The following is a 21291-nucleotide window of genomic DNA, read 5'->3' on the forward strand; positions in this document are numbered from 1 at the left end:
ATGAGGACAAGAAATGGCAACCACCACCCTGGGCGTCAAATTGGACGACCCGACCCGCGAACGCCTCAAGGCTTGCGCGCAGTCCATCGACCGCACTCCACACTGGTTGATCAAGCAGGCGATCTTCAACTACCTGGAGAAGCTGGAAGGCGGCGCGACGCTGACCGAACTGACCGGCGCCGGGGTGAGTGGCAATGACGATGCGGGCGACATCCAGCCCGACCATGCCCATCAGTGTTTCCTCGAATTCGCCGAAAGCATTCTGCCGCAGTCGGTACTGCGCGCCGCGATCACCGGCGCCTATCGCCGCCCCGAGCCTGAAGTGGTGCCGATGCTGCTGGAGCAGGCGCGCCTGCCGGCCGACATGGCCGAAGCCACCAACAAGCTGGCCGCGCGTATCGCCGAGAAGCTGCGCAACCAGAAAAGCGCCGGTGGCCGTGCCGGCATCGTTCAGGGTCTGCTGCAGGAGTTCTCGCTCAGCTCCCAGGAAGGCGTGGCCTTGATGTGCCTGGCCGAGGCGCTGCTGCGCATCCCCGACAAGGGCACGCGTGACGCCCTGATCCGCGACAAGATCAGCACCGGCAACTGGCACCCGCATCTGGGCAACAGCCCCTCGCTGTTCGTCAACGCGGCAACCTGGGGCTTGCTGCTGACCGGCAAGCTGGTGTCGACGCACAACGAATCGGGCCTGTCGTCGTCGCTCAGCCGCATCATCGGCAAGAGCGGCGAGCCGATGATCCGCAAGGGCGTCGATATGGCCATGCGCTTGATGGGCGAACAGTTCGTCACTGGCGAAACCATTGGCGAGGCGCTGGCCAATGCCAGCAAGTTCGAGAACAAGGGTTTCCGCTACTCCTACGACATGCTCGGCGAGGCGGCGCTGACCGAGCACGACGCGCAGAAATACCTGGCCTCCTACGAGCAGGCGATCCATTCGATCGGCAAGGCCTCCCATGGTCGCGGCATCTATGAAGGTCCGGGCATCTCCATCAAGCTGTCGGCGCTGCACCCGCGTTACAGCCGCGCGCAGTACGAGCGCGTCATGGAAGAGCTGTACCCGCGCCTGCTGTCGCTGACTCTGCTGGCCAAGCACTACGACATCGGCCTGAACATCGACGCCGAGGAAGCCGACCGCCTGGAGCTGTCGCTGGACCTGCTCGAGCGCCTGTGCTTCGAGCCGCAACTGACCGGCTGGAACGGTATCGGTTTCGTCATCCAGGCCTACCAGAAGCGCTGCCCGTACGTGATCGACTACGTCATCGACCTGGCTCGGCGCAGCCGTCATCGCCTGATGATCCGCCTGGTGAAGGGCGCCTACTGGGACAGCGAAATCAAGCGTGCCCAGGTCGAGGGGCTGGAAGGCTATCCGGTGTACACGCGCAAGGTGTACACCGACGTGTCCTACGTGGCGTGCGCGCGCAAACTGCTGTCGGTGCCGGAAGTCATCTACCCGCAGTTCGCGACCCACAATGCCCATACGCTGGCGGCCATCTACCACATTGCCGGGCAGAACTATTACCCCGGCCAGTACGAATTCCAGTGCCTGCACGGCATGGGCGAACCGCTGTACGAACAGGTCGTAGGCAAGGTCGCCGATGGCAAGCTGAACCGTCCGTGCCGCGTGTATGCACCGGTCGGCACCCACGAAACACTGCTCGCCTACCTGGTCCGCCGCCTGCTGGAAAACGGCGCCAACACTTCGTTCGTCAACCGGATCGCCGACCAGTCCATTTCCATCCAGGAACTGGTCGCCGACCCGGTGGCCACCATCGAGCGGATGGCGACCCAGGAGGGCCAGTTCGGCCTGCCTCATCCGCGCATTCCGCTGCCGCGTGACCTGTACGGCAGCGACCGGGCCAACTCGGCCGGTATCGACATGGCCAACGAGCATCGCCTCGCGTCGCTGTCGTCGGCCCTGCTGGCCACTGCCCACACCGACTGGAAAGCCCTGCCGATGCTGGGCTGCGAGGCCAGCAACGAACCGGCCCAGCCGGTGCTGAACCCGTCCGACCTGCGCGACGTGGTCGGCCATGTTCAGGAAGCCACGGTCACCGACGTCGACAACGCGATCCAGTGCGCACTGATCAACGGCCCGATCTGGCAGGCCACGCCGCCGGCCGAACGCGCCGCCGTGCTGGAGCGTGCCGCAGACCTGATGGAAGCCGAGATCCAGCCGCTGATGGGGCTGCTCGCCCGCGAAGCCGGCAAGACCTTCGCCAACGCCATCGCCGAAGTTCGCGAGGCCGTGGATTTCCTGCGCTACTACGCGGTGCAGGCGCGCAACGACTTCAGCAACGATGCCCATCGGCCGCTGGGTCCGGTGGTGTGTATCAGCCCGTGGAACTTCCCGCTGGCGATCTTCAGTGGCCAGGTCGCTGCGGCCCTTGCCGCTGGTAACCCGGTGCTGGCCAAGCCGGCGGAGCAGACCCCGCTGGTGGCCGCTCAGGCCGTGCGCCTGCTGCTCGAAGCCGGTATCCCCGAAGGCGTGCTGCAACTGCTGCCGGGCCGCGGTGAAACCGTGGGCGCACGGCTGGTGGGCGACGAGCGCGTCAAGGGCGTGATGTTCACCGGTTCCACCGAAGTGGCGCGGTTGCTGCAACGCAACATCGCCGGGCGCCTGGACTCGCAAGGTCGTCCGATTCCGCTGATCGCCGAAACCGGTGGCCAGAACGCAATGATCGTCGATTCCTCGGCGCTGACCGAACAGGTAGTGATCGATGTCGTGTCTTCGGCCTTCGACTCCGCCGGCCAGCGCTGCTCGGCCCTGCGCGTGCTGTGCCTGCAGGAAGACTCGGCCGACCGTGTGATCGAAATGCTCAAGGGCGCCATGGCCGAAGCGCGCCTGGGCAACCCCGAGCGCCTGAACGTGGACATTGGCCCGGTGATCGACGCCGAGGCCAAGGCCGGTATCGAGAAACACATCCAGGGCATGCGCGACAAAGGCCGCGACGTGTACCAGATGGCCATAGCCGACAGTGCCGAAATCAAGCGCGGCACTTTCGTCATGCCGACCCTGATCGAGCTGGAAAGCTTCGACGAGTTGCAGCGCGAAATCTTCGGGCCGGTGCTGCACGTAGTGCGCTACAAGCGTCGCGACCTGGACCAGTTGATCGGCCAGATCAATGCTTCCGGCTATGGCCTGACCCTGGGCGTGCACACACGCATCGACGAAACCATCGCCAAGGTGATCGACAACGTTCATGCCGGTAACGTCTACGTCAACCGCAACATCGTTGGCGCTGTGGTGGGCGTGCAGCCGTTCGGCGGCGAAGGCCTGTCGGGCACCGGCCCGAAAGCCGGTGGTCCGCTGTACCTGTACCGCCTGCTGTCGACCCGGCCAAACGACGCCATCGCCCAGTCCTTCGCCCGCACCGATGCCGGTACGGCGCCGGACGTGCGTCTGCGTGACGCCCTGGGCAAACCGTTGCAGGCCCTGCAAGCCTGGGCTTCGAGCAACCAGCAGGCCGAGCTGGCGCAACTGTGCAGCGACTTCGCCGCCCAGTCGCAGAGCGGCGTGAGCCGGCTGCTCGATGGCCCCACCGGCGAGCGCAACAGCTACACCATTCTGCCGCGCGAGCACGTGCTGTGCCTGGCCGACACCGAAGCCGACCTGCTGGCGCAGCTGGCAGCGGTGATGGCCGTGGGCTCCAGAGCGGTAGTGCCCGACAACGAGCTGGGCAAGGCCGCGCGCGGGCGTTTGCCCAAGGAAGTGCAGGCGCGCATCCAGTTGGTGCCGGAGTGGAACAAGGACGAGGTGCACTTCGATGCCGTACTGCATCACGGCGACTCCGACCAGCTGCGCGCGGTGTGCGAGCAGATCGCCAAGCGCAGCGGCGCCATCGTTGGTGTGCATGGCCTGTCGCAGGGTGAAACCGGGATCTGCCTCGAGCGCCTGGTGATCGAGCGCGCGTTGAGCGTGAACACCGCCGCCGCGGGTGGTAACGCGAGCTTGATGAGCATCGGCTAACGCCGTCACGAAGGAAAACGCCACCCCGGCCTGCGCCGCGGTGGCGTTTTTTTTGCCTCTGCATCAGGCGCATCGGTCGGTATTCAGGGCTGCACGAGGCTCAGATTCTGCTCGGCCATGGCCGCCAGCAGGCCCTGCAGTGTCCAGAACCTGCGTCCATGGACCTTGTCCCAACTGGGCCGCGACAACCAGTAGCGGCCCAGCGTCTTCTCGACGGGCGTGTGGTAGATGTTGCCGTCGCGACTCAGGTGCACCACCTGGCGCTTGCCTTCTACCTTCTGCAGGTAGAAGGAGCCGGGATGAATCAACCTCGGCGGCGCCGGTTGCAGACCGACGGGCGTGTGGGTCAGCAAGGCTTCCATCTCGGTGGCCAAAGCTAGCTGCGACGCAGTGAGCTCGCCAGTGCCAGCCGACGGACGCAGATGCTGGGTGGGTACTTCCAGCTCCAGCAGAAAGTCGGCTTTGACCATGCCCTGATTGAAATGGGTCTCGAAGCCCGGATCCGAACGCAGGCCAGGTCTGCCGCCGGCATCCGGCGTACTGACCCGTACCCCGATGGCCTTGTTGAGTTCGGCCAGGCCTGGCGTGCCCTTGAAGGTGTTGGCGTGGCTGTTGCCCACCAGCGCCACCCACTTGTGCTCGCCCGTGGCGTGCTGATGGTCGGCAATGACCCGGGTTGCCAGGTAGCTGAACATGCGCTGACGCGCCGTGCTGCGCGCATCCATCACGCCCTTGGCATACCAGCTGGCAGCGCAATCGAGGCTGACCACCTGCAGACCGGCGTCGTGGGCCTTGACCACCACCTGCTCGAAGGTGAAAGGCTGCCCCGCGTCCACTCTGTGGCCGGTGTCAAGCGACTGCAACCGGGCTTTCAACGCCGGCGTCATGACGCCGCTGCCATTGAAGGCTTTGAGGTCGTCGGCCAGGAAATCCATTGGCAGATGCTCGAAGTACAAGGTCTTCACGCCAGTGGCTGCAAGCGTCGCGAAGTTGTCGATCAGAAACCGCTTGGAGGCTGCCGAGGAATGGGCTTCCCCCACCACCAGGCCATTGGCGTTTTCATACACGGCGGCAATCAAGGCAGCAGGTTGAACGTCGCTGGCCAGCACCGGCAGCGGCACGCGCGGTTCGCGCGGTGTGTGCTCGAGGTAGGCATCGGCGTCCTGCAACAACTGCCGGCGCTGGGCGAAGAACCGACTGCGGGCTGCATCCCCCGGCATGGCCTGCAGCGACGCAGCCATTTCATCGAGGTTGTAGCGCCCCCCTCGGGCCAGTACCTGGCTCATGACCGGACGATCATCCGGTACGATTAGGTAGTCGCCCATGGCGCTGGGGCCGGCAGTGGCCCCGGTGCTGCTTCCTGCACGCGAGCGGCCGCCGGCGCGTAAACCGGTATCCAGATGAGTGACGAAGCGTCCATCGGGGCCTGGTCGAACCGGATGTTCGTGGTTGTTGGCTGCGGTTCGACGCAGGCGCAAAGTGAGTTCGCCGCGGCGACGAAACACTTCGTAGGCCTGGCCATCCTGCCAGAGATAGAGCTTGCCGCCCTGTTTCCAGGTACCGGCGTCGGGTCCGCGCTGGAGCCTGGCGCCGACCAGGCTGACCGACGTCTCGTGGCCTGCGAAACCGTCGAGCCGCGTTCGCTGCGAGCTTACCTGCAGCGCAGCCGGGCGCAGGCCCTGGCGCGGCTTCAAACTGCCGCGCGCGACTTTGGCAGCCGCCATCCCCGGCAGAAATGACAGCAGGGCGAAACCGAAGTTGAGTTCGGCCGATGCCAGGCGGCGCAAGCCCAGCGCGGGGTCACTGCCCGCAAAGGCCTGCACCGCCTGCCTGGCGTCATGCCAGCCGTCGCTGAGCTGCATCAGCGTACCGATACCCGGCAGGTAGGCAAGCCCGGACATCAATAACTGTTGACCACCCTCGCGCAGTTGCCGCGCGAAAGCCGCACGCACATCCTCGCGGCTGCGAGAGATGAGGCTGGCATCATGGAGCAGCTTCGATCGGTGATCGCGCAGCAGTTTGGTCGCCAGCGGCCAGACAGGATCGGCCAACGGGGAAAACTTGATGAAGCGGCCATAGCTGCGTTGATAAGCCTGCTCGATGTAGCTTTCGCGCGCGGCCGTGGGTTGGCCGACGCCCGCTTGCCCCGCCAACCACCGGCGCACCGATGCGCTGCGCAGGCGCAAAAACAGGCTGTCGCGCAGGCCTTGAACACTGGTTGCCTGGATGAAGTGAGCGCCGTGCGGCACATCGGGCAGGTACAGGCAGTGAAGGTCTTGGGCGGGTGCCTGGATCAGCAGCAGGCCGCTGGGCAAGTCAGCCTGGCCGGGGCCAAGGCTCAGGGTGACCGCGCCGAGTGACACCCCCAGCGCCGCTTGCGCGGCGGCGGACCTGCACTGCGCCGCCCTTTCCAGCATCTGCCAGACCTGCTCGGTCAGCCAACCCTGACACCAGGCGCCAAACGCCTGCAGCCTGAATGCCGCGCTGTAGGGCAGCGCCATGATCTGCCCGTGCAGCGCGGGCCTGGCCGACGCACCCGCAGCGATGGTGAACAGCGCCTGGACGCTTTCCCGATAACGCCGGGCCACATCGAGTTCAAGCACCAACCTGCGCAAGTAGGGGATGTCCAGGCCGGCCATGCTCACCTCGGCACCGGTGTCTCGATGCACCCATTGCGCATACCCCAGGCGCAAGGTCATCTGCCGGTCGATATTGAGCAAGGCCAATTCGACGATGCTGATCGTGGAATGCGCAGCGCTGGGCACCTGAATCTGCGAGGGCACATTGGGCACCGCCTTGACCTCGACACTGTCGGGCAGCCTCAGCAGCAGTCGCTCGGGGTCGATGCTCTGCTTCAGGTCGGCCCTGAGCCGTGTTTCGAGCAGATCGGCCGCGAAGGCCCGGATCGTGGTCGGCCGACCTTGCAGATACGCCTCCTGGCCCGCCGCCAGCCGGTTGTAGTCATCGAGCAGGCCGGCATAGTGGTTTCGCTGGGTCTGCCCCGCTGTCGCCAGCCAGCGAGGCAACGCCTGCAACACGGCCTGCAGACGGCGCTGCTCAGCGATATGGCCGATGGCTGTTTCTCGTATGCCGTGCGCCGGTTGCCGCAATGCGCTCGCCAGCTCCTCTCGCAGACGCTGCCGGCCTTGGTCATCGGGCATCCGCGCTGCTGCCTGATCGTACCGATCGATGGTCGCGCGAAGGTGGCTGTCGATCCAGTCTCCTTCGACCGGCGTGGTCACCAGTGGCAGTTTTTCCAGCGCCAGCAGCGGTGCCAGGCGTTTCTGCGTATCAGCAGGGAAGCGCGCCCAGAGCGCGGTGAAGGTGGGGTCACGCAGACTGGCCGTGACGCACTGCAACAGTTGCTCGAGCGAAGCGAAGCGACGCACGCCACCGCTCTCTCCTGTCTGGAACAGCAGCGCAGGCACGACCTGTTCGGTGTTCACCCACACGCTGGCCGCAGCGATGATGTAGGCTCCAGGCAGCGTGCAGGCATAGGTCGCCTCGCCCACCGCCAATTCGGCGACCACCGTACCCTCCGCGCCCCGCAGGTGAGCGTCCGGCTGATTCACGACCTCCAGTATCCGCTCAAGGTCGGCCTGCGCAAGCGTGCCCTCGCAGACTTGCAGCCCGGCGTCATGGCGCAGGGCGTTGCTCAGTTCCAGCGCCAGCGAATGCTGGCGCGACAGGCCCTGCCCCCTGTCGTGGGCCCAGAATGCACGGGTAGGCCAGGACGCCTCTGTGGTCAGTGCCTCGAGCAGCTGTCGAGTCTTGCCTTGCGCCGCTTGCCAGGCACCGTGGAGCTGACGGTAATGCCTGTGTTCAGGGCTGTCCAGGGCATCACCTGCATACCCTTGGACACCTCCTTCGCAGGCATCCAGCTTCTGCTTGAGCAACGCCGTGGCGATATCCGGCGTGATGCCGCCAAAGGTCAGCAGCGCCCGCTGGCGCTCGCCATCCGCCCTGATGGCAGCAGCCACCACGGCACTGATGGCCTTGGGCAGAGGAAGCCAGAAGTGTGCCGATCGCTGCCCTGAGTCACTGTGTTCAGGCGGTGATCCAGCTTCGGCCTGGGCCACCACTTGGCTGGCGATACTGGTCCGCAAACCATGTTCGAGTACGCGGGCTGTGTGTGGAACGAAACGCACCCTGGCGCCCAGGCTTGTGGAAAGGCCCGATAGGCCGTTTGCCGAGAACTGCAAGGCCAGGCGCTGCCGCAGCACGTGGCCCTGGGCGGAAAACAGATACTCGATCAGACCACGTCCAGCCTCGGTGGCGCAGCCGAACTCGAACAACTGCTGTTCCAGCCCAGGGCACACCAGCAAACAGCGTCCTCCACCCCGGCGCTCGATCAACTCGGCGCCGGGCAGCATGGCGTGTGTGCCGTCGCTGGCCAGCAGCGTTACCGTGCTGCACACCAGCAGTACGGCGTCCTCGCCTGGCTGCAGAGCGTCCAGCAACAGCCTGCGCCCGGCCTCGGTCACTTCGCCCAACGCTGCCAGCAGTTGAGCGCGATGCATCAGGTCTTCGGCGCGCAGCGCCTCTGCGTGCTGTAACCGCGATAACACGGTGCCAGGGGCCAGGTCACTCCAATAAAGGTCGGTGTCCGTTTGCAGCTGCGCCCGGGCTTGGTGATCGAGAGACTGGAGCAGCGGTGCCCCTGCCGCCAGGCTCTGCTGCGCGAGCGTTGTCTGGGCAACGGCATCGACCAGGCTCTGCAGGCGATTGAGCAAAGGGGTACGCAGGTGGTCTTGCCCGACATGGGTATTGAGCAGGCTGTTCAGTTGTTCATCGAGTGAGGTGTTCATGGGTTCGCTCTTGCACATTGGGCGACCACTCTGGACAGCACGGCTCACAACAGCGCGCTACATAAGCGCTACCACCAGACGACGCTCGGTTGGTGGATACGAAGCCCGGCACTGCTTGCATGATTGGCCCACCTAGCAGGAGGCTTCCTTCTCTTGCCGATGAATCCTCCTACAGCGCAAACAGACCGGTCCGACAGAGGGTTCCCAAACATCCACGCGATACTTCCTACGCCGAAACAAAAACCTACGCACTCCCCTTGGAAAGGAGAAAGGGTGCTGATTCTTACAAACGCCCTCCTCCACATATGCAAGGCGCATCCATAAGTCCTGTAGGACTTTTCCTGCCCGTAACACCACAGCATGGCTGCTGGTGCCCGTCTGCAACACTGCCGAAGTGTGATGATTCCACGCAAGGCTTTGACAGTTATGCATTTACACAGGTTATTATCCCTTGGCACGCAGCCTGCATGAGCGACTGCCTTTTCACCTCGTTTTCAGAAACCGGAGTACCGCCCTTGGATGCCACCTTCATCAACAGCCTGTTCTTGATCGGCGCGTTGCTGGTGGGTGCGAGCATTCTGGTCAGCTCGCTGTCGTCACGCCTGGGCATCCCCATTCTGGTGATCATCCTGGCCGTAGGCATGGCCGCCGGGGTGGACGGCGGCGGTATCATCTTCAATAACTACCCCACGGCCTATCTGGTCGGTAACCTGGCGCTGGCGGTAATCCTGCTCGATGGCGGCCTGCGCACGCGGGTATCGAGCTTTCGCGTGGCGTTGTGGCCCGCCCTGTCGCTGGCCACAGTGGGGGTGCTGATCACCACCGCGCTGACTGGCGCCGTCGCCGCCTGGCTGTTCGACCTGAGCATGATCCAGGGGCTGTTGATCGGCGCCATCGTCGGTTCCACCGATGCGGCGGCGGTGTTCTCGCTGCTGGGCGGCAAGGGCCTGAACGAACGGGTGACCGCCACGCTCGAGATCGAATCGGGCAGCAACGACCCCATGGCGGTGTTCCTCACCGTGACCCTGATCGACATGATCGCCAGCGGCCAGACCGGACTGCATTGGGGCCTGCTGGGGCACCTGCTGCGCGAGTTCGGCATTGGCGGCGTGATTGGTCTGGGCGGCGGCTGGGTCATGCTGCAACTGGTCAACCGCATCAACCTGGCCGCCGGCCTGTATCCGATCCTGGTGGTAGCCGGTGGCCTGCTGGTGTTCGCTCTGACCAACGCGCTGCACGGCAGCGGCTTCCTGGCTGTCTACCTGTGCGGCCTGGTGATGGGCAACAAGCCGATCCGCAGCCGCCATGGCATTCTGCACATGCTCGATGGCATGGCCTGGCTGGCGCAGATCGGCATGTTTCTGGTGCTGGGGCTGCTGGTCACGCCCCACGACCTGCTGCCCATCGCCCTGCCCGCGCTCGCCCTGGCCCTGTGGATGATCCTGGTCGCGCGGCCGCTGTCGGTGATGGTCGGCCTGTTGCCGTTCAAAGCGTTCCATGGCCGCGAAAAAGCCTTCATTTCGTGGGTCGGCCTGCGCGGCGCGGTACCGATCATTCTTGCGGTGTTCCCGCTGATGGCCGGGCTGCCGGATGCGCAGCTGTTCTTCAACCTGGCGTTCTTCATCGTGCTGGTATCGCTGCTGGTACAGGGCACCAGCCTGCCGTGGGTAGCCAAGCTGCTCAAGGTCACCGTGCCGCCTGATCCCGCGCCGATCTCGCGTTCGGCCCTCGAGGTGCACATCACCAGCGAGTGGGAGCTGTTCGTGTATCGCCTGGGTGCGGAAAAGTGGTGCATCGGAGCAGCCCTGCGCGAGCTGAAAATGCCCGAAGGCACACGTATTGCCGCACTGTTCCGCGGCCAGCAATTGCTCCACCCATCCGGCAGTACGGTGCTGGAAGTGGACGACCTGCTGTGCGTGATCGGTCACGAGCACAACCTGCCGGCCTTGGGCAAACTGTTCAGCCAGGCACCGCAGCGCGGGCTGGACCTGCGTTTCTTCGGCGACTTCGTCCTCGAAGGCGACGCGCAATTGGGCGCAGTGTCGGCGCTCTACGGCCTCAAGCTCGATGGGCTCGACCCGCAGATGCCGCTCAGCCGCTTCATCATTCAGCGGGTTGGCGGCGCGCCGATCGTTGGCGACCACGTAGAATGGAACGGCACCGTCTGGACGGTCGCGGTCATGGACGGAAACCGGATCATGAAAGTGGGCGTCAGATTCCCCGAAGGAAGTCGTCCAGGGCCTGGGCTCTTCCTTTGAATTCCTGGCGAATGAATTCAAGCCTGCTGATGAATGAACGGTCTGCGTACTCAACAACGCCGATACGACCGTTCATCCTGTAAAAAAACATTCAGCTCCCCAACTTTGTACAAACTTTAACTACTGAAGCGAAATACCTTTTCTACTCAGCAAGTTGCGAACAGTGTGCAACATTGCGACGCCCCTCCCCCTTTGGTTTCTGCCGTTTCCGCTGGCGCGACCATTACATTGGCCCTGCTAGCCTGATTATGTCTCAACTTCCATCAGGCCAAGCCCATGCTCCCGGATACCGTACTTTCTTTTCAAGACGCAGCGGTAAATGCGCGACTGTACAACGGCTCCCAGTCACAAAGTTTCCTGTTGACCGGGAACGCTGGTGAAGATCAATTCTTGCAAAACCGCTATACACGTTATCGCTTGAGTTCCGACGGCGTTCGATTGTGGGCGCAGCCGGAAGAAGACGTTCGCACACAACGTTTCCGAATCAGGCGCTACTCGGATGACACCGTATCGATCCAGTCCGTGCTGACTGGGTACGTGCTGACCTTCAACCATCAGACACCGACCATGGAGATCCTGGTGGCCGGCAACTTGAACCAGCGCTTCCGGCTGGTCACTCAGGGCGATGGCTCCATAGGCATCCGCAGGCACCGCTGGGCGACGTTCGAGGCCACCGTGGACCGTTTCGCGGCCATGTATCGACTGGGTACGCGCTTTCCCCTGATGAACCGGCAACCAACAGGTTTCTACGCCCCCAAGAATAGCGCTTTCAAAGTGATCGTAGTACACACGGACACCCCGCCCATCGCGATGAACCTGTTCATTGGCGCCCCTTACGCCGACACGGACACGCAATACTCCCAGCAACGAATTTATCCCCTTCAACTTGGCACCAATACCATTACCGATCCTGGTGGAGGGGTCATCTATTTCCAACTGGCCAATGAAATAAACACCGCCAATGTCATTATTCTGGGTGCACAGGAACTTCCCTACTTCGAACATGGCAATACCTCGACAGCGGTCTATCACGCCATGCTCGACGCCCGGCCAACCCCGTACGTGGAGTTGTACAGCGCCCGGGTCGTTCTGACCGTCGATCGGGCATCGGCGCAGGCTTACAAGAACAGTGGCATACCGCTGCTGATGGCAACTTACGAGCGCATCATTGACGTGCAAGAGACGTTACTGGGTCTGGACAAGGCAGAAGAACTTCATGCACCGGCTCCGCTGAAATATCATCTTGTACTGGGTAACCACGGTGGCGCTGGATCGGCACATGCCACCACCGGGTACACGGCATACAACATGGCGTATGCACGAGGGCTGCTTGAACCCGAGCGCCTCAAGGCGGAGTGGGCAGTGCCTCACGAAATAGGTCATCAGAACCAGATGCGCGCCTACCTGCCCAATGATTTCAGCGAAGTGACCAACAACCTCTTCGCCATGGCGACCCAGCGGGTATTCGGTGTGCGGTCGAATCTGACTCACCCCGGCGCGAACGGCAAGGACACCTGGGACAATGCGCTGGAAAAGCAGGCCGCGGCTGATCTGGACATAACCCAGCTATCTGCGTTCGAGCGTCTGGCGGCCCTGGAGCAACTACGCCTCGGGTTCGGCGACGCTTTTTGGCCACGGTTGAACCGGATTGCCCGTGAGCATGGCCCTTGGAGCACAACGCCCTCGCGAGCCCAATCGTTCGATAACTTAGCACTGTTTGGGAGCATGGCCGCTTGGGCTGATCTGCGAGCCTTCGTGCGCGCCTGGGGGATGCCTCTTTCAACGGCAGCCGATCAGCAAATTGCCGAGATGCGCCTGCCTGCGCCGCCTGCAGATCTGCTGACGCTCAGGGAGCCTCGGGCTGGAGTGAGTGCGAGCTCCGACCCTGAGAAAGAGCCGGAATGTGGCACCGAGCCGCCCGGCGACACGTCTCTGCTCAAAGGTACCTAGACTGGCTCGAAGGGCTCTGGCTCCAGCGATTTGGTCGGGGCCGCAGTCCGGGCCCGCCCGAGACTGTGCGACGGACCGAAGGCGCATGAACCGGACTGTTCACATGACATAGCCTGGCCTGCGTCAGGCAATGCGGTCATGCACGGGAACCGGATCATGAAAGTGGGCGTCAAATTCCGCGAAGGAAGTGGTCCAGGGCCTGGACTCTTCCTCTAAACTGCCCATCTCTCTTCGAGCTGTACGACGTCTAACCTATGCGCAATTTTCTTTCCGCAGCCCTGCTGGGGCTGTGCATGGCTGTCGCCGGCGTTCAGGCTGCCGACCCCCTCAACCGTGAAACGGTGCAACAGAACCTCGACAAGATCGCCGAGCGCAAGCTGCCAGAAGCCGACCAGAAGGCGCTGCAGCAGGTGTTCGAGCAGACCCTGGGGCTGCTTGGCAACCAGGCCGACAATGAACGCAAGCTGGCCGAGCTCAAGCAGCAACTGGCCGATGCGCCGAAGCAGACCCTGGAGGCGCAGCGCGAGCTGAGCCGTCTCAAGGGCATGCCGATCATCCCTGTGAGCCAGCGCTATGCCACCTTGAGCGTGCCGCAGCTGGAGCAGATCTTCAGCGAGCGCACCACCGAGCAGGGCGAATTGCAAAAGGCCTTGTCCGATGCCAACAGCCTGATCATCACCGCGCAGACCCGCCCGGAACGCGCGCAGACCGAAATCAGCGCCAGCCAGAACCGTATCCAGCAGATCAGCGGCATTCTCAAGTTGGGCAAGAACGACGGCAAGGCGCTGACCCCCGACACGCGCAACCAGTTGGCGGCCGAACAGGCGTCGATCAATGCCTTGATCAACCTGCGCCGCCAGGAGCTGGCCGGCAACAGTACCCTGCAGGACCTGGGCAATGCCCGTCACGACCTGGTGCTGGAGAAGACCACCCGTTTGGAGCAGGAAATCCAGGACCTGCAGACGCTGATCAACCAGAAGCGCCTGGCGCAGTCCCAGGAAACCGTCACCAAGCAGTCGCTGGAAGCACAGAAAGCCGGCGGCAGCAGCGTGCTGGCCACGGAGAGTGCGACCAACGTCAAGCTGTCCGACTACCTGCTGCGCAGCACCGACCGGCTCAACGAGCTGACCCAGCAGAACCTCAAGACCCGCCAGCAGCTGGACAGCGTGACGCAGAGCGACCAGGCCCTGGACGAGCAGATCAGCGTGCTCAAGGGCAGCCTGTTGTTGTCCAAGATTCTCTACAAACAGAAGCAGGCGTTGCCGCACTTGAAGGTCGATCGCGACCTGGCCGACGAGATCGCCGACATCCGCCTCTATCAGTTCGAAGTCAACCAACAGCGCGAAGCCATCGGCAACCCGGCGGCGTACGTGGACAACCTGATGGTCAATCAGCCACAGGACCAGAACGCGCCGCAATTGCGCAAAAGCCTGCTGGAGTTGGCGGTCACCCGCAGCGACCTGCTCGAACGCCTGAACCGGGAGCTGAGCGCACTGCTCAACGAGTCGATCACCCTGCAGCTCAACCAGAAGCAACTGCTCAGCACCGCGCAGGGCCTGCGTGCCACGCTGGACGAGCAGATGTTCTGGATCCCCAGTAACAAGCCGCTGGATGACGAGTGGTTCAAAGCCGTGCCGCGACGCCTGGAAAACCAGGTCACCACCCTGCCCTGGGCATCGAGCGTAAGCGAACTGACCGATGGCCTGGTGCAGCGGCCGTTGCTGTTCCTGCCCCTGCTGCTGGTGATCGGCCTGCTGCAGTGGAAGCGCAAGTTTCTCTACCAGAAGCTCAATGCGGTCCATCAGGACATCGGCCACTTCAAGCGCGACCGGCAATGGCACACACCGGCGGCGATTCTGATCAACATTCTGCTGGCCATGCCCATGGCCCTGGGCCTGGCCCTGTGCGGCTACGCCCTGCTGATCGATGCTCGCGGGCAGAATGCCGGTCTTGGCGCGGCCATGTTGCAGATCGCCCAAGCCTGGCTGGTGTTCTACACCGCCTATCGCATCCTCGCCCCCGGCGGCGTGGCCGAGCTGCATTTTCGCTGGGAGCGTGCGCAGGTGGCCTTTCTCCAGGGCTGGGTGCGCCGGCTGGGCTTCGTCGTGCTGGCGCTGGTGTCGGTGGTGGCGGTGGCCGAACTGCAACCCTCGGCGCTGGCGGATGACGTACTCGGCATTGCCGTGGTGCTGACCTGCTACGCGTTGATGGCCTGGCTGCTGGGACGCTTGTTGGTCAGCAGCCCGACGCACAAGAGCGCTTCGCTGTTCCGCCGTACCATCGGCCTGTTGTTCACCGCGCTGCCGATCGCGCTGTTCGTGGCTGTGTGTTTTGGCTACTACTACACGGCGCTCAAGCTCACCGACCGGCTGATCGACACCCTGTATCTGCTGATGATCTGGCTGGTCATCGAAGCCGCATTCGTGCGTGGCCTGAGCGTCGCCGCCCGGCGCCTGGCCTACCAACGGGCACTGGCCAAGCGGCAGACGGCTAAGGACAGCGGCGAAGGCGAAGCCGTCGCCGAAGAGCCGACCCTGGACATCGAGCAGGTCAACCAGCAGTCCCTGCGCCTGGTGCGCCTGGCTTTGCTGGCCGGCTTCATCGGCGCGCTGTACTGGGTCTGGAGCGATTTGATCAGCGTATTCGCCTATCTGGACAACATCACCCTGTACGAGTACACCAGCGGCACCGGCGCGGCCATGAGCATGGTGCCGATCAGCCTCAGCGACTTCATCGGTGCGGCGGTGATCATCGGTATCACCTTCGTGCTGGCCGGCAACCTGCCGGGGCTGCTGGAGGTGCTGGTGCTGTCCAAGCTCAACCTGGCCCAGGGCAGCGCCTACGCCACCACGACGCTGTTGTCGTACGTGATCGCCGGGGTGGGTTTCGTGTCCACGCTGTCGACCCTGGGGGTGAGCTGGGACAAGCTGCAGTGGCTGGTCGCGGCGCTCTCGGTAGGGCTGGGTTTCGGCATGCAGGAGATCTTCGCCAATTTCATTTCCGGCATCATGATTCTGTTCGAGCGCCCGGTGCGCATCGGCGACACCATCACCATCGGCAACCTGTCGGGAACGGTGAGCAAGATCCGCATTCGCGCCACCACCATCACCGACTTCGATCGCAAGGACATCATCGTCCCCAACAAGACCTTCATCACCGGGCAACTGATCAACTGGTCGCTGACCGACACCATCACCCGGGTGACGTTGAAGCTGGGCGTGGACTACGGCTCGGACCTGGACCTGGTGCGCACCCTGCTGCTCAAGGCTGCGCGGGACAACCCGCGGGTGCTCAAGGACCCGGAGCCACTGGTGTATTTCCTCAACTTCGGCGAAAGCACCCTGGACCACGAGTTGCGCATGCACGTGCGTGACCTGGGTGACCGCAACCCGGTCCTGGACGAGATCAACCGCTTCATCAACAAGGAATTCAAGCGCCAGAACATCAACATTTCGTTCCGGCAAATGGAGATCTACCTGAAGAACACCACCGGCCGCGAGTACAAGCTGGTGCCCGCCGAGCCTGGAGAAAGTGCCGGCACCCTGCAGCCGGCGGCGACGCCTGCGCCGGCCGAGCCACCGAGCGCACCCCAGGCCGTGGAAGCACCCAAGCCACCGCCCTCGAAACTTGACTGAGCGCACCGCGCCAACGGAGAACGCACATGAAAGGCCTCGATGAACTGATCTTCGACAACCGCTTCGCCCGCCTGGGCGACGTTTTCTCCACCCACGTGCTGCCCGAGCCGATCGACAACCCACGGCTGGTAGTAGCCAGCGATGCGGCGATGAGCCTGCTGGACCTGGACCCGGCATGCGCCCGGACGCCACTGTTCGCCGAGCTGTTCAGCGGGCACAAACTGTGGAGCGAGACCGAACCACGGGCGATGATCTACTCGGGCCATCAGTTCGGCGGTTACACGCCACAGCTGGGCGATGGCCGCGGGGTGCTGCTGGGCGAGGTGTACAACGAGGCCGGCGAGCACTGGGACCTGCATCTCAAGGGTGCCGGGCAGACGCCCTACTCGCGCATGGGCGATGGCCGGGCGGTGCTGCGTTCCTCGATCCGCGAGTTCCTCGCTTCCGAAGCCTTGCATGCCTTGGGCATTCCCAGCAGTCGCGCACTGTGCGTGATTGCATCGGACACCCCGGTGTGGCGCGAGAAACAGGAACGCGCTGCCATGCTCCTGCGCCTTTCCCCCAGCCATGTGCGTTTCGGGCATTTCGAGTACTTCTACTACACGCGCCAACCCGAACTGCAGAAACAGCTGGTCGACCATGTGCTGGCAGCCCACTTCCCCGGCTGTGCAACCCAACCCGAACCCTACCTCGACATGTTCCGCGAAGTCGTCGAGCGCAACGCCGAACTGATCGCCCAGTGGCAGGCCTACGGGTTCTGTCATGGGGTGATGAACACCGACAACATGTCGATTCTGGGCATTACCTTCGACTTCGGGCCGTACGCCTTCCTCGACGATTTCGATGCGAATTTCATCTGCAACCACTCCGACCATCAAGGCCGCTACAGCTTCAGCAACCAGGTGCCCGTGGCGCACTGGAACCTCAGTGCCCTGGCTCAGTCGTTGACGCCGCTGATCAGCGTGGAGGCGCTGCAGGAAGCGTTAGCGTTGTTCTTGCCACTGTACGAGGCGGCCTGGCTGGACATCATGCGGCGGCGGCTGGGTTTCACCCTGGCCGAAGAGGGCGACAAGGTGTTGCTCGAACGTCTGCTGGGGCTGATGCAGAACAGCGGTGTGGACTACAACCTGTTCTTCCGCCGCCTGGGTGAGGATGGCTCGCTGGCCGTGCTGCGCGACGATTTCGTCGATATCCAGGGCTTCGATGCCTGGGCAGGCGATTACCAGGCGCGCATGGAGCGCGATGTGGTGGAAGGCCGCACGGAACGCATGAACCAGGTCAACCCGTTGTATATCCTGCGCAATTACCTGGCGCAAAAAGCCATCGATGCGGCCGAAGACGGTGACTATTCGGAGGTGCGCCGCCTGCACCAGGTGCTTTGCAATCCATTCGAAGCGCAGCCGGGCATGGAAGGTTACGCCGAACGGCCACCGGAGTGGGGCAAGCATCTGGAGATTAGTTGTTCGTCGTGAGCAACACTGGCCGCGAACGCTGCACCGCAGTGCATCAGGCAGACCGCATCCTGCCCTTCGCGGCCGATGACCGCTCCTACGGAGTAGGCTGTGGCGCTTGGGTTGATAACCGATCTTTCTGCCTCCAGATACGCACGGGCCATCTTTCAAATCGGAGCCGGACATGAGCGACTCACTGGTAATCCCCTGCCCGCAGTGCAACGGGCTCAATCGCATTCCTGCTTTGCGCCTGACCGACCAGCCCAAATGCGGGCGGTGCAAGGCGGCGGTGTTGCTCGATACACCCTTCGAGCTGACTCAAGGCGACTATGCCAGCCAGATCAAGGGCGATCTGCCGCTGCTGGTGGACGTCTGGGCCGACTGGTGCGGGCCATGCAAATCCTTCGCACCGGTGTTCGAGCAGGCGGCAAAGCAACTGCAGGGCCAATGCCGACTGGCCAAGCTGGACAGCCAGGCCAACCCGCAGCTGTCCACGCAGCTTGGCATCCGCTCGATACCGAGTTTGATCCTGTTCAAGAATGGTCGAGAAGTGGCGCGGCAGAGCGGCGCGATGCCGTTGCCACAGTTGCTGGCCTGGCTCGGTGCCCAGGGTATCGCCAACCTGTAGCAACCTGATGCACCGCATCGAGGCCGGACGCGGCTTGCGCCGCTGCTACAGGGGATTGAGCAAGGCCCGCCATTGGGTTGATCGCGGCGCGTGTAGCAGCGGCGCAAGCCGCGTCAGCGAACGGCGCGGTAGGTCAGGCGGATCGCGGTGCCCGTAGCAGCGGCGCAAGCCGCGTCGGCGAACGCCTCGGTGGATCAGGCAGATCGCGATGTAGCAGCGGCGCAAGCCGCGTCAGCGAACGCCTCGGTGGATCAGGCAGATCGCGGTGCCTGATTCGCGGCCGCAGAACGCTCCCACAGTCGATCACAGGGGTGGGAGGTCAGGCTTGTTCGAGCAGGTCATGCAGCTCGACGAACTGCTGGGTCAGCTTGTGTCGCGGGTCCAGGTAGATCAGCGGGATATTCAGCTCATGGGACTCGCGCATCTTGACCGAGCTGTTCAAATACACCGGCAGCACGGGCAAGCCCTCGGCGATCAGTTCGTCGAGCATCTGCTGAGGCAGGCTGGCCCGAGGCTGGAACTGGTTGACAACGATACCTTCGACTTCAAGACCCTCGTTGTGGTCCTCTTTCAACTCTGCGATTTCACTCAGCAGACCATAGAGCGCATGCCGGGAAAAGCTGTCGCAATCGAAGGGAATCAACACCCGATCCGCAGCGATCAGCGCCGACACCGCATAGAAATTCAACGCCGGCGGCGTGTCGATATAGATCCGATCATAATCTTCACTGAGCTCGTCGAGCAGTTTGCGCAGCTTGTTGATCTTGTGCTTGGCTTCCAGCTTGGGCTGCAGATCAGCCAACTCCGCCGAAGCCGTGACTACATGCAGGTTGTCATAGGGCGTTTGATGGATATCCACCTTGCCTTTCTTGCTGGCCGGACCCGACGACAGGATCTGCTTGAAGAAGTCCGCGATGCCCATCGGAATATCGTTACCCGTCAGCCCGGTGAGGTACTGGGTAGAGTTGGCCTGGGCATCGAGGTCGATCAATAACGTGCGAAAGCCCTCGTTGGCACTGACGGCCGCCAGGTTGCAGGCAATGCTGGATTTGCCTACGCCGCCCTTCTGATTGAACACCACGCGCCGCATCTATATCCCTCCATGACAGGCAAAGCCTCGAGTGTAGCGGCCAGAATATTACAGTTGCTAGCGCGCCGGGACGTTCATTCTCGGATTTTTCCTACAATTTCCTGCAGTCTGGGTGCTAGTGTTGGCAGAAATCATTAGCCAGCTATATAGTTTTTCAACTCCTGCCGCCCCCCTCCCGAGGTCACCTTGAAAACTGCTGTCGCGCCTGCTGCGCAAGCTGTTGATACCTCCCATCAAAACGCCGCTCAGTTCAACGAGCAGTACATCGAAAAAGGCACCCCGCAGTTCCTGCGCACGGTACTTGCCCTGTTCAGCGGCGGCTTCGCCACCTTTGCCCTGCTGTATTGCGTGCAACCCATGATGCCGATCCTGTCCCACGAGTTCGGCATCAACGCCGCCCAGAGCAGCCTGGTGCTGTCGGTGGCTACCGGGATGCTGGCCATCGGATTGCTGATCACCGGGCCGATTTCCGACAGTGTCGGACGCAAGCCGGTGATGGTGGCAGCCTTGTTCAGCGCAGCGCTGTGCACCCTCGGCAGTGCCTTGATGCCCACCTGGGACGGCGTGCTGTTGCTGCGCGCCTTGACCGGATTGAGCCTGAGCGGCCTGGCCGCGGTAGCCATGACCTACCTGAGCGAGGAAATTCATCCGCAACACATCGGTCTGGCAATGGGTTTGTACATTGGCGGCAACGCCATCGGCGGCATGAGTGGACGCCTGATCACCGGCGTGCTGATCGACTTCGTCAGCTGGCACACCGCGCTGTTGGTGGTCGGCGGCCTGGCCTTGGTCGCAGCGGCGGTGTTCGTCAGGATCCTCCCGGAATCGCGTAACTTCCGCCCCCGCAAGATGAACCCACGTGGCTTGCTGGAAGGCTTCACCATGCACTTCAAGGATGCCGGCCTGCCGTGGCTGTTTCTCGAAGCGTTCCTGCTGATGGGCAGCTTCGTGACGCTGTTCAACTACATTGGCTACCGCCTGTTGGCCGAGCCCTACCACATGAGCCAGGCGCTGGTGGGGCTGCTGTCGGTGGTGTACCTGGCCGGCATCTACAGCTCGGCGCAGGTGGGCTCGCTGGCCGACAAGCATGGCCGACGCAGGGTGTTCTGGATGAGCATCGTGCTGATGTTCGCAGGCCTGCTGGTGACCCTGTTCAATCCGGTACCCGTGATCCTGCTGGGGATGCTGATGTTCACCTTTGGCTTTTTCGGTGCGCACTCGGTGGCCAGCAGCTGGATCGGACGGCGTGCGTTGACGGCCAAGGGGCAGGCGTCTTCGTTGTACCTGTTCAGTTATTACGCGGGGTCAAGCGTCGCCGGGACGGCGGGAGGGATGGCCTGGCACTACGGTGGCTGGACGGGTGTGGGCGGGTTCATTGCGGGGTTGTTGACGGTGGCGTTGGTGGTGGCGGCGAGGCTGGCGAAGTTGCAGCCTGTTAGAGCGCCGAACGCGTAATCGGGCGGTACCTACAAGGATCGGAGCGCCAGCAGGCATTCCGTCTCTG

9 protein-coding genes are annotated in these 21291 nt (G+C 63.2%); 7 read left to right on the forward strand and 2 right to left on the reverse strand.

Features of this window, described 5'->3' with window-relative positions:
* Window positions 1–13 precede the first annotated feature (13 nt).
* Window positions 14–3967 (forward strand): trifunctional transcriptional regulator/proline dehydrogenase/L-glutamate gamma-semialdehyde dehydrogenase, encoded by a 3954-nt coding sequence (gene putA, locus IFT75_RS11980; protein WP_192054969.1) that lies wholly within the window; start codon window positions 14–16, stop codon window positions 3965–3967.
* Window positions 3968–4050: 83 nt separating this feature from the next.
* Here putA and IFT75_RS11985 read toward each other — a convergent pair whose 3' ends face one another.
* Window positions 4051–8775, reverse strand: a complete 4725-nt coding sequence (locus tag IFT75_RS11985; protein WP_192054971.1) for a membrane-targeted effector domain-containing toxin — start codon at window positions 8773–8775, stop codon at window positions 4051–4053.
* A gap of 515 nt (window positions 8776–9290) precedes the next feature.
* Between IFT75_RS11985 and IFT75_RS11990 the strand changes: the two genes are divergently transcribed.
* The 5 genes from IFT75_RS11990 to trxC all read left to right on the forward strand — a co-directional run bounded on the left by IFT75_RS11990 (window position 9291) and on the right by trxC (window position 18697).
* The gene (locus IFT75_RS11990) at window positions 9291–11033 is read left to right on the forward strand and encodes a potassium/proton antiporter (protein ID WP_122479769.1); all 1743 of its coding nucleotides are present in this window, start codon (window positions 9291–9293) and stop codon (window positions 11031–11033) included.
* Between the two features lie 276 nt (window positions 11034–11309).
* A complete protein-coding gene (locus IFT75_RS11995; RefSeq protein WP_192054973.1) occupies window positions 11310–12983 on the forward strand; it encodes a M60 family metallopeptidase in 1674 nt (557 codons plus the stop codon).
* A gap of 254 nt (window positions 12984–13237) precedes the next feature.
* Complete coding sequence (gene mscK, locus IFT75_RS12000) at window positions 13238–16618, forward strand: mechanosensitive channel MscK (RefSeq protein ID WP_122479771.1); 3381 nt, start codon at window positions 13238–13240, stop codon at window positions 16616–16618.
* 26 nt (window positions 16619–16644) lie between these two features.
* Window positions 16645–18090 (forward strand): protein adenylyltransferase SelO, encoded by a 1446-nt coding sequence (gene selO, locus IFT75_RS12005; RefSeq protein ID WP_185794779.1) that lies wholly within the window; start codon window positions 16645–16647, stop codon window positions 18088–18090.
* Window positions 18091–18253: 163 nt separating this feature from the next.
* On the forward strand, window positions 18254–18697 hold the full coding sequence (trxC, locus tag IFT75_RS12010) for a thioredoxin TrxC (protein ID WP_122479773.1): 444 nt from the start codon (window positions 18254–18256) through the stop codon (window positions 18695–18697).
* Between the two features lie 319 nt (window positions 18698–19016).
* On the opposite strand, the gene IFT75_RS12015 is transcribed toward trxC, so the two are convergent.
* Window positions 19017–19787 (reverse strand): ParA family protein, encoded by a 771-nt coding sequence (locus IFT75_RS12015; protein WP_122479774.1) that lies wholly within the window; start codon window positions 19785–19787, stop codon window positions 19017–19019.
* 186 nt (window positions 19788–19973) lie between these two features.
* Here IFT75_RS12015 and IFT75_RS12020 point away from each other — a divergent pair, with 186 nt between their 5' ends.
* Complete coding sequence (locus IFT75_RS12020) at window positions 19974–21242, forward strand: MFS transporter (RefSeq protein WP_192054975.1); 1269 nt, start codon at window positions 19974–19976, stop codon at window positions 21240–21242.
* Window positions 21243–21291 lie beyond the last annotated feature (49 nt).

The sequence above is a fragment of the Pseudomonas sp. CFBP 8758 genome, assembly GCF_014841725.1.
Taxonomy (GTDB): Bacteria; Pseudomonadota; Gammaproteobacteria; order Pseudomonadales; family Pseudomonadaceae; genus Aquipseudomonas; species Aquipseudomonas baltica.

Excerpts from the sequence above, each read along its gene's own strand:
- putA (WP_192054969.1), top strand. The coding sequence starts at position 14 with ATGGCAACCACCACCCTGGGCGTCAAATTGGACGACCCGACCCGCGAA.
- IFT75_RS11985 (WP_192054971.1), bottom strand. The coding sequence starts at position 8,775 with ATGAACACCTCACTCGATGAACAACTGAACAGCCTGCTCAATACCCAT.
- IFT75_RS11995 (WP_192054973.1), top strand. The coding sequence starts at position 11,310 with ATGCTCCCGGATACCGTACTTTCTTTTCAAGACGCAGCGGTAAATGCG.
- mscK (WP_122479771.1), top strand. The coding sequence starts at position 13,238 with ATGCGCAATTTTCTTTCCGCAGCCCTGCTGGGGCTGTGCATGGCTGTC.
- selO (WP_185794779.1), top strand. The coding sequence starts at position 16,645 with ATGAAAGGCCTCGATGAACTGATCTTCGACAACCGCTTCGCCCGCCTG.
- trxC (WP_122479773.1), top strand. The coding sequence starts at position 18,254 with ATGAGCGACTCACTGGTAATCCCCTGCCCGCAGTGCAACGGGCTCAAT.
- IFT75_RS12015 (WP_122479774.1), bottom strand. The coding sequence starts at position 19,787 with ATGCGGCGCGTGGTGTTCAATCAGAAGGGCGGCGTAGGCAAATCCAGC.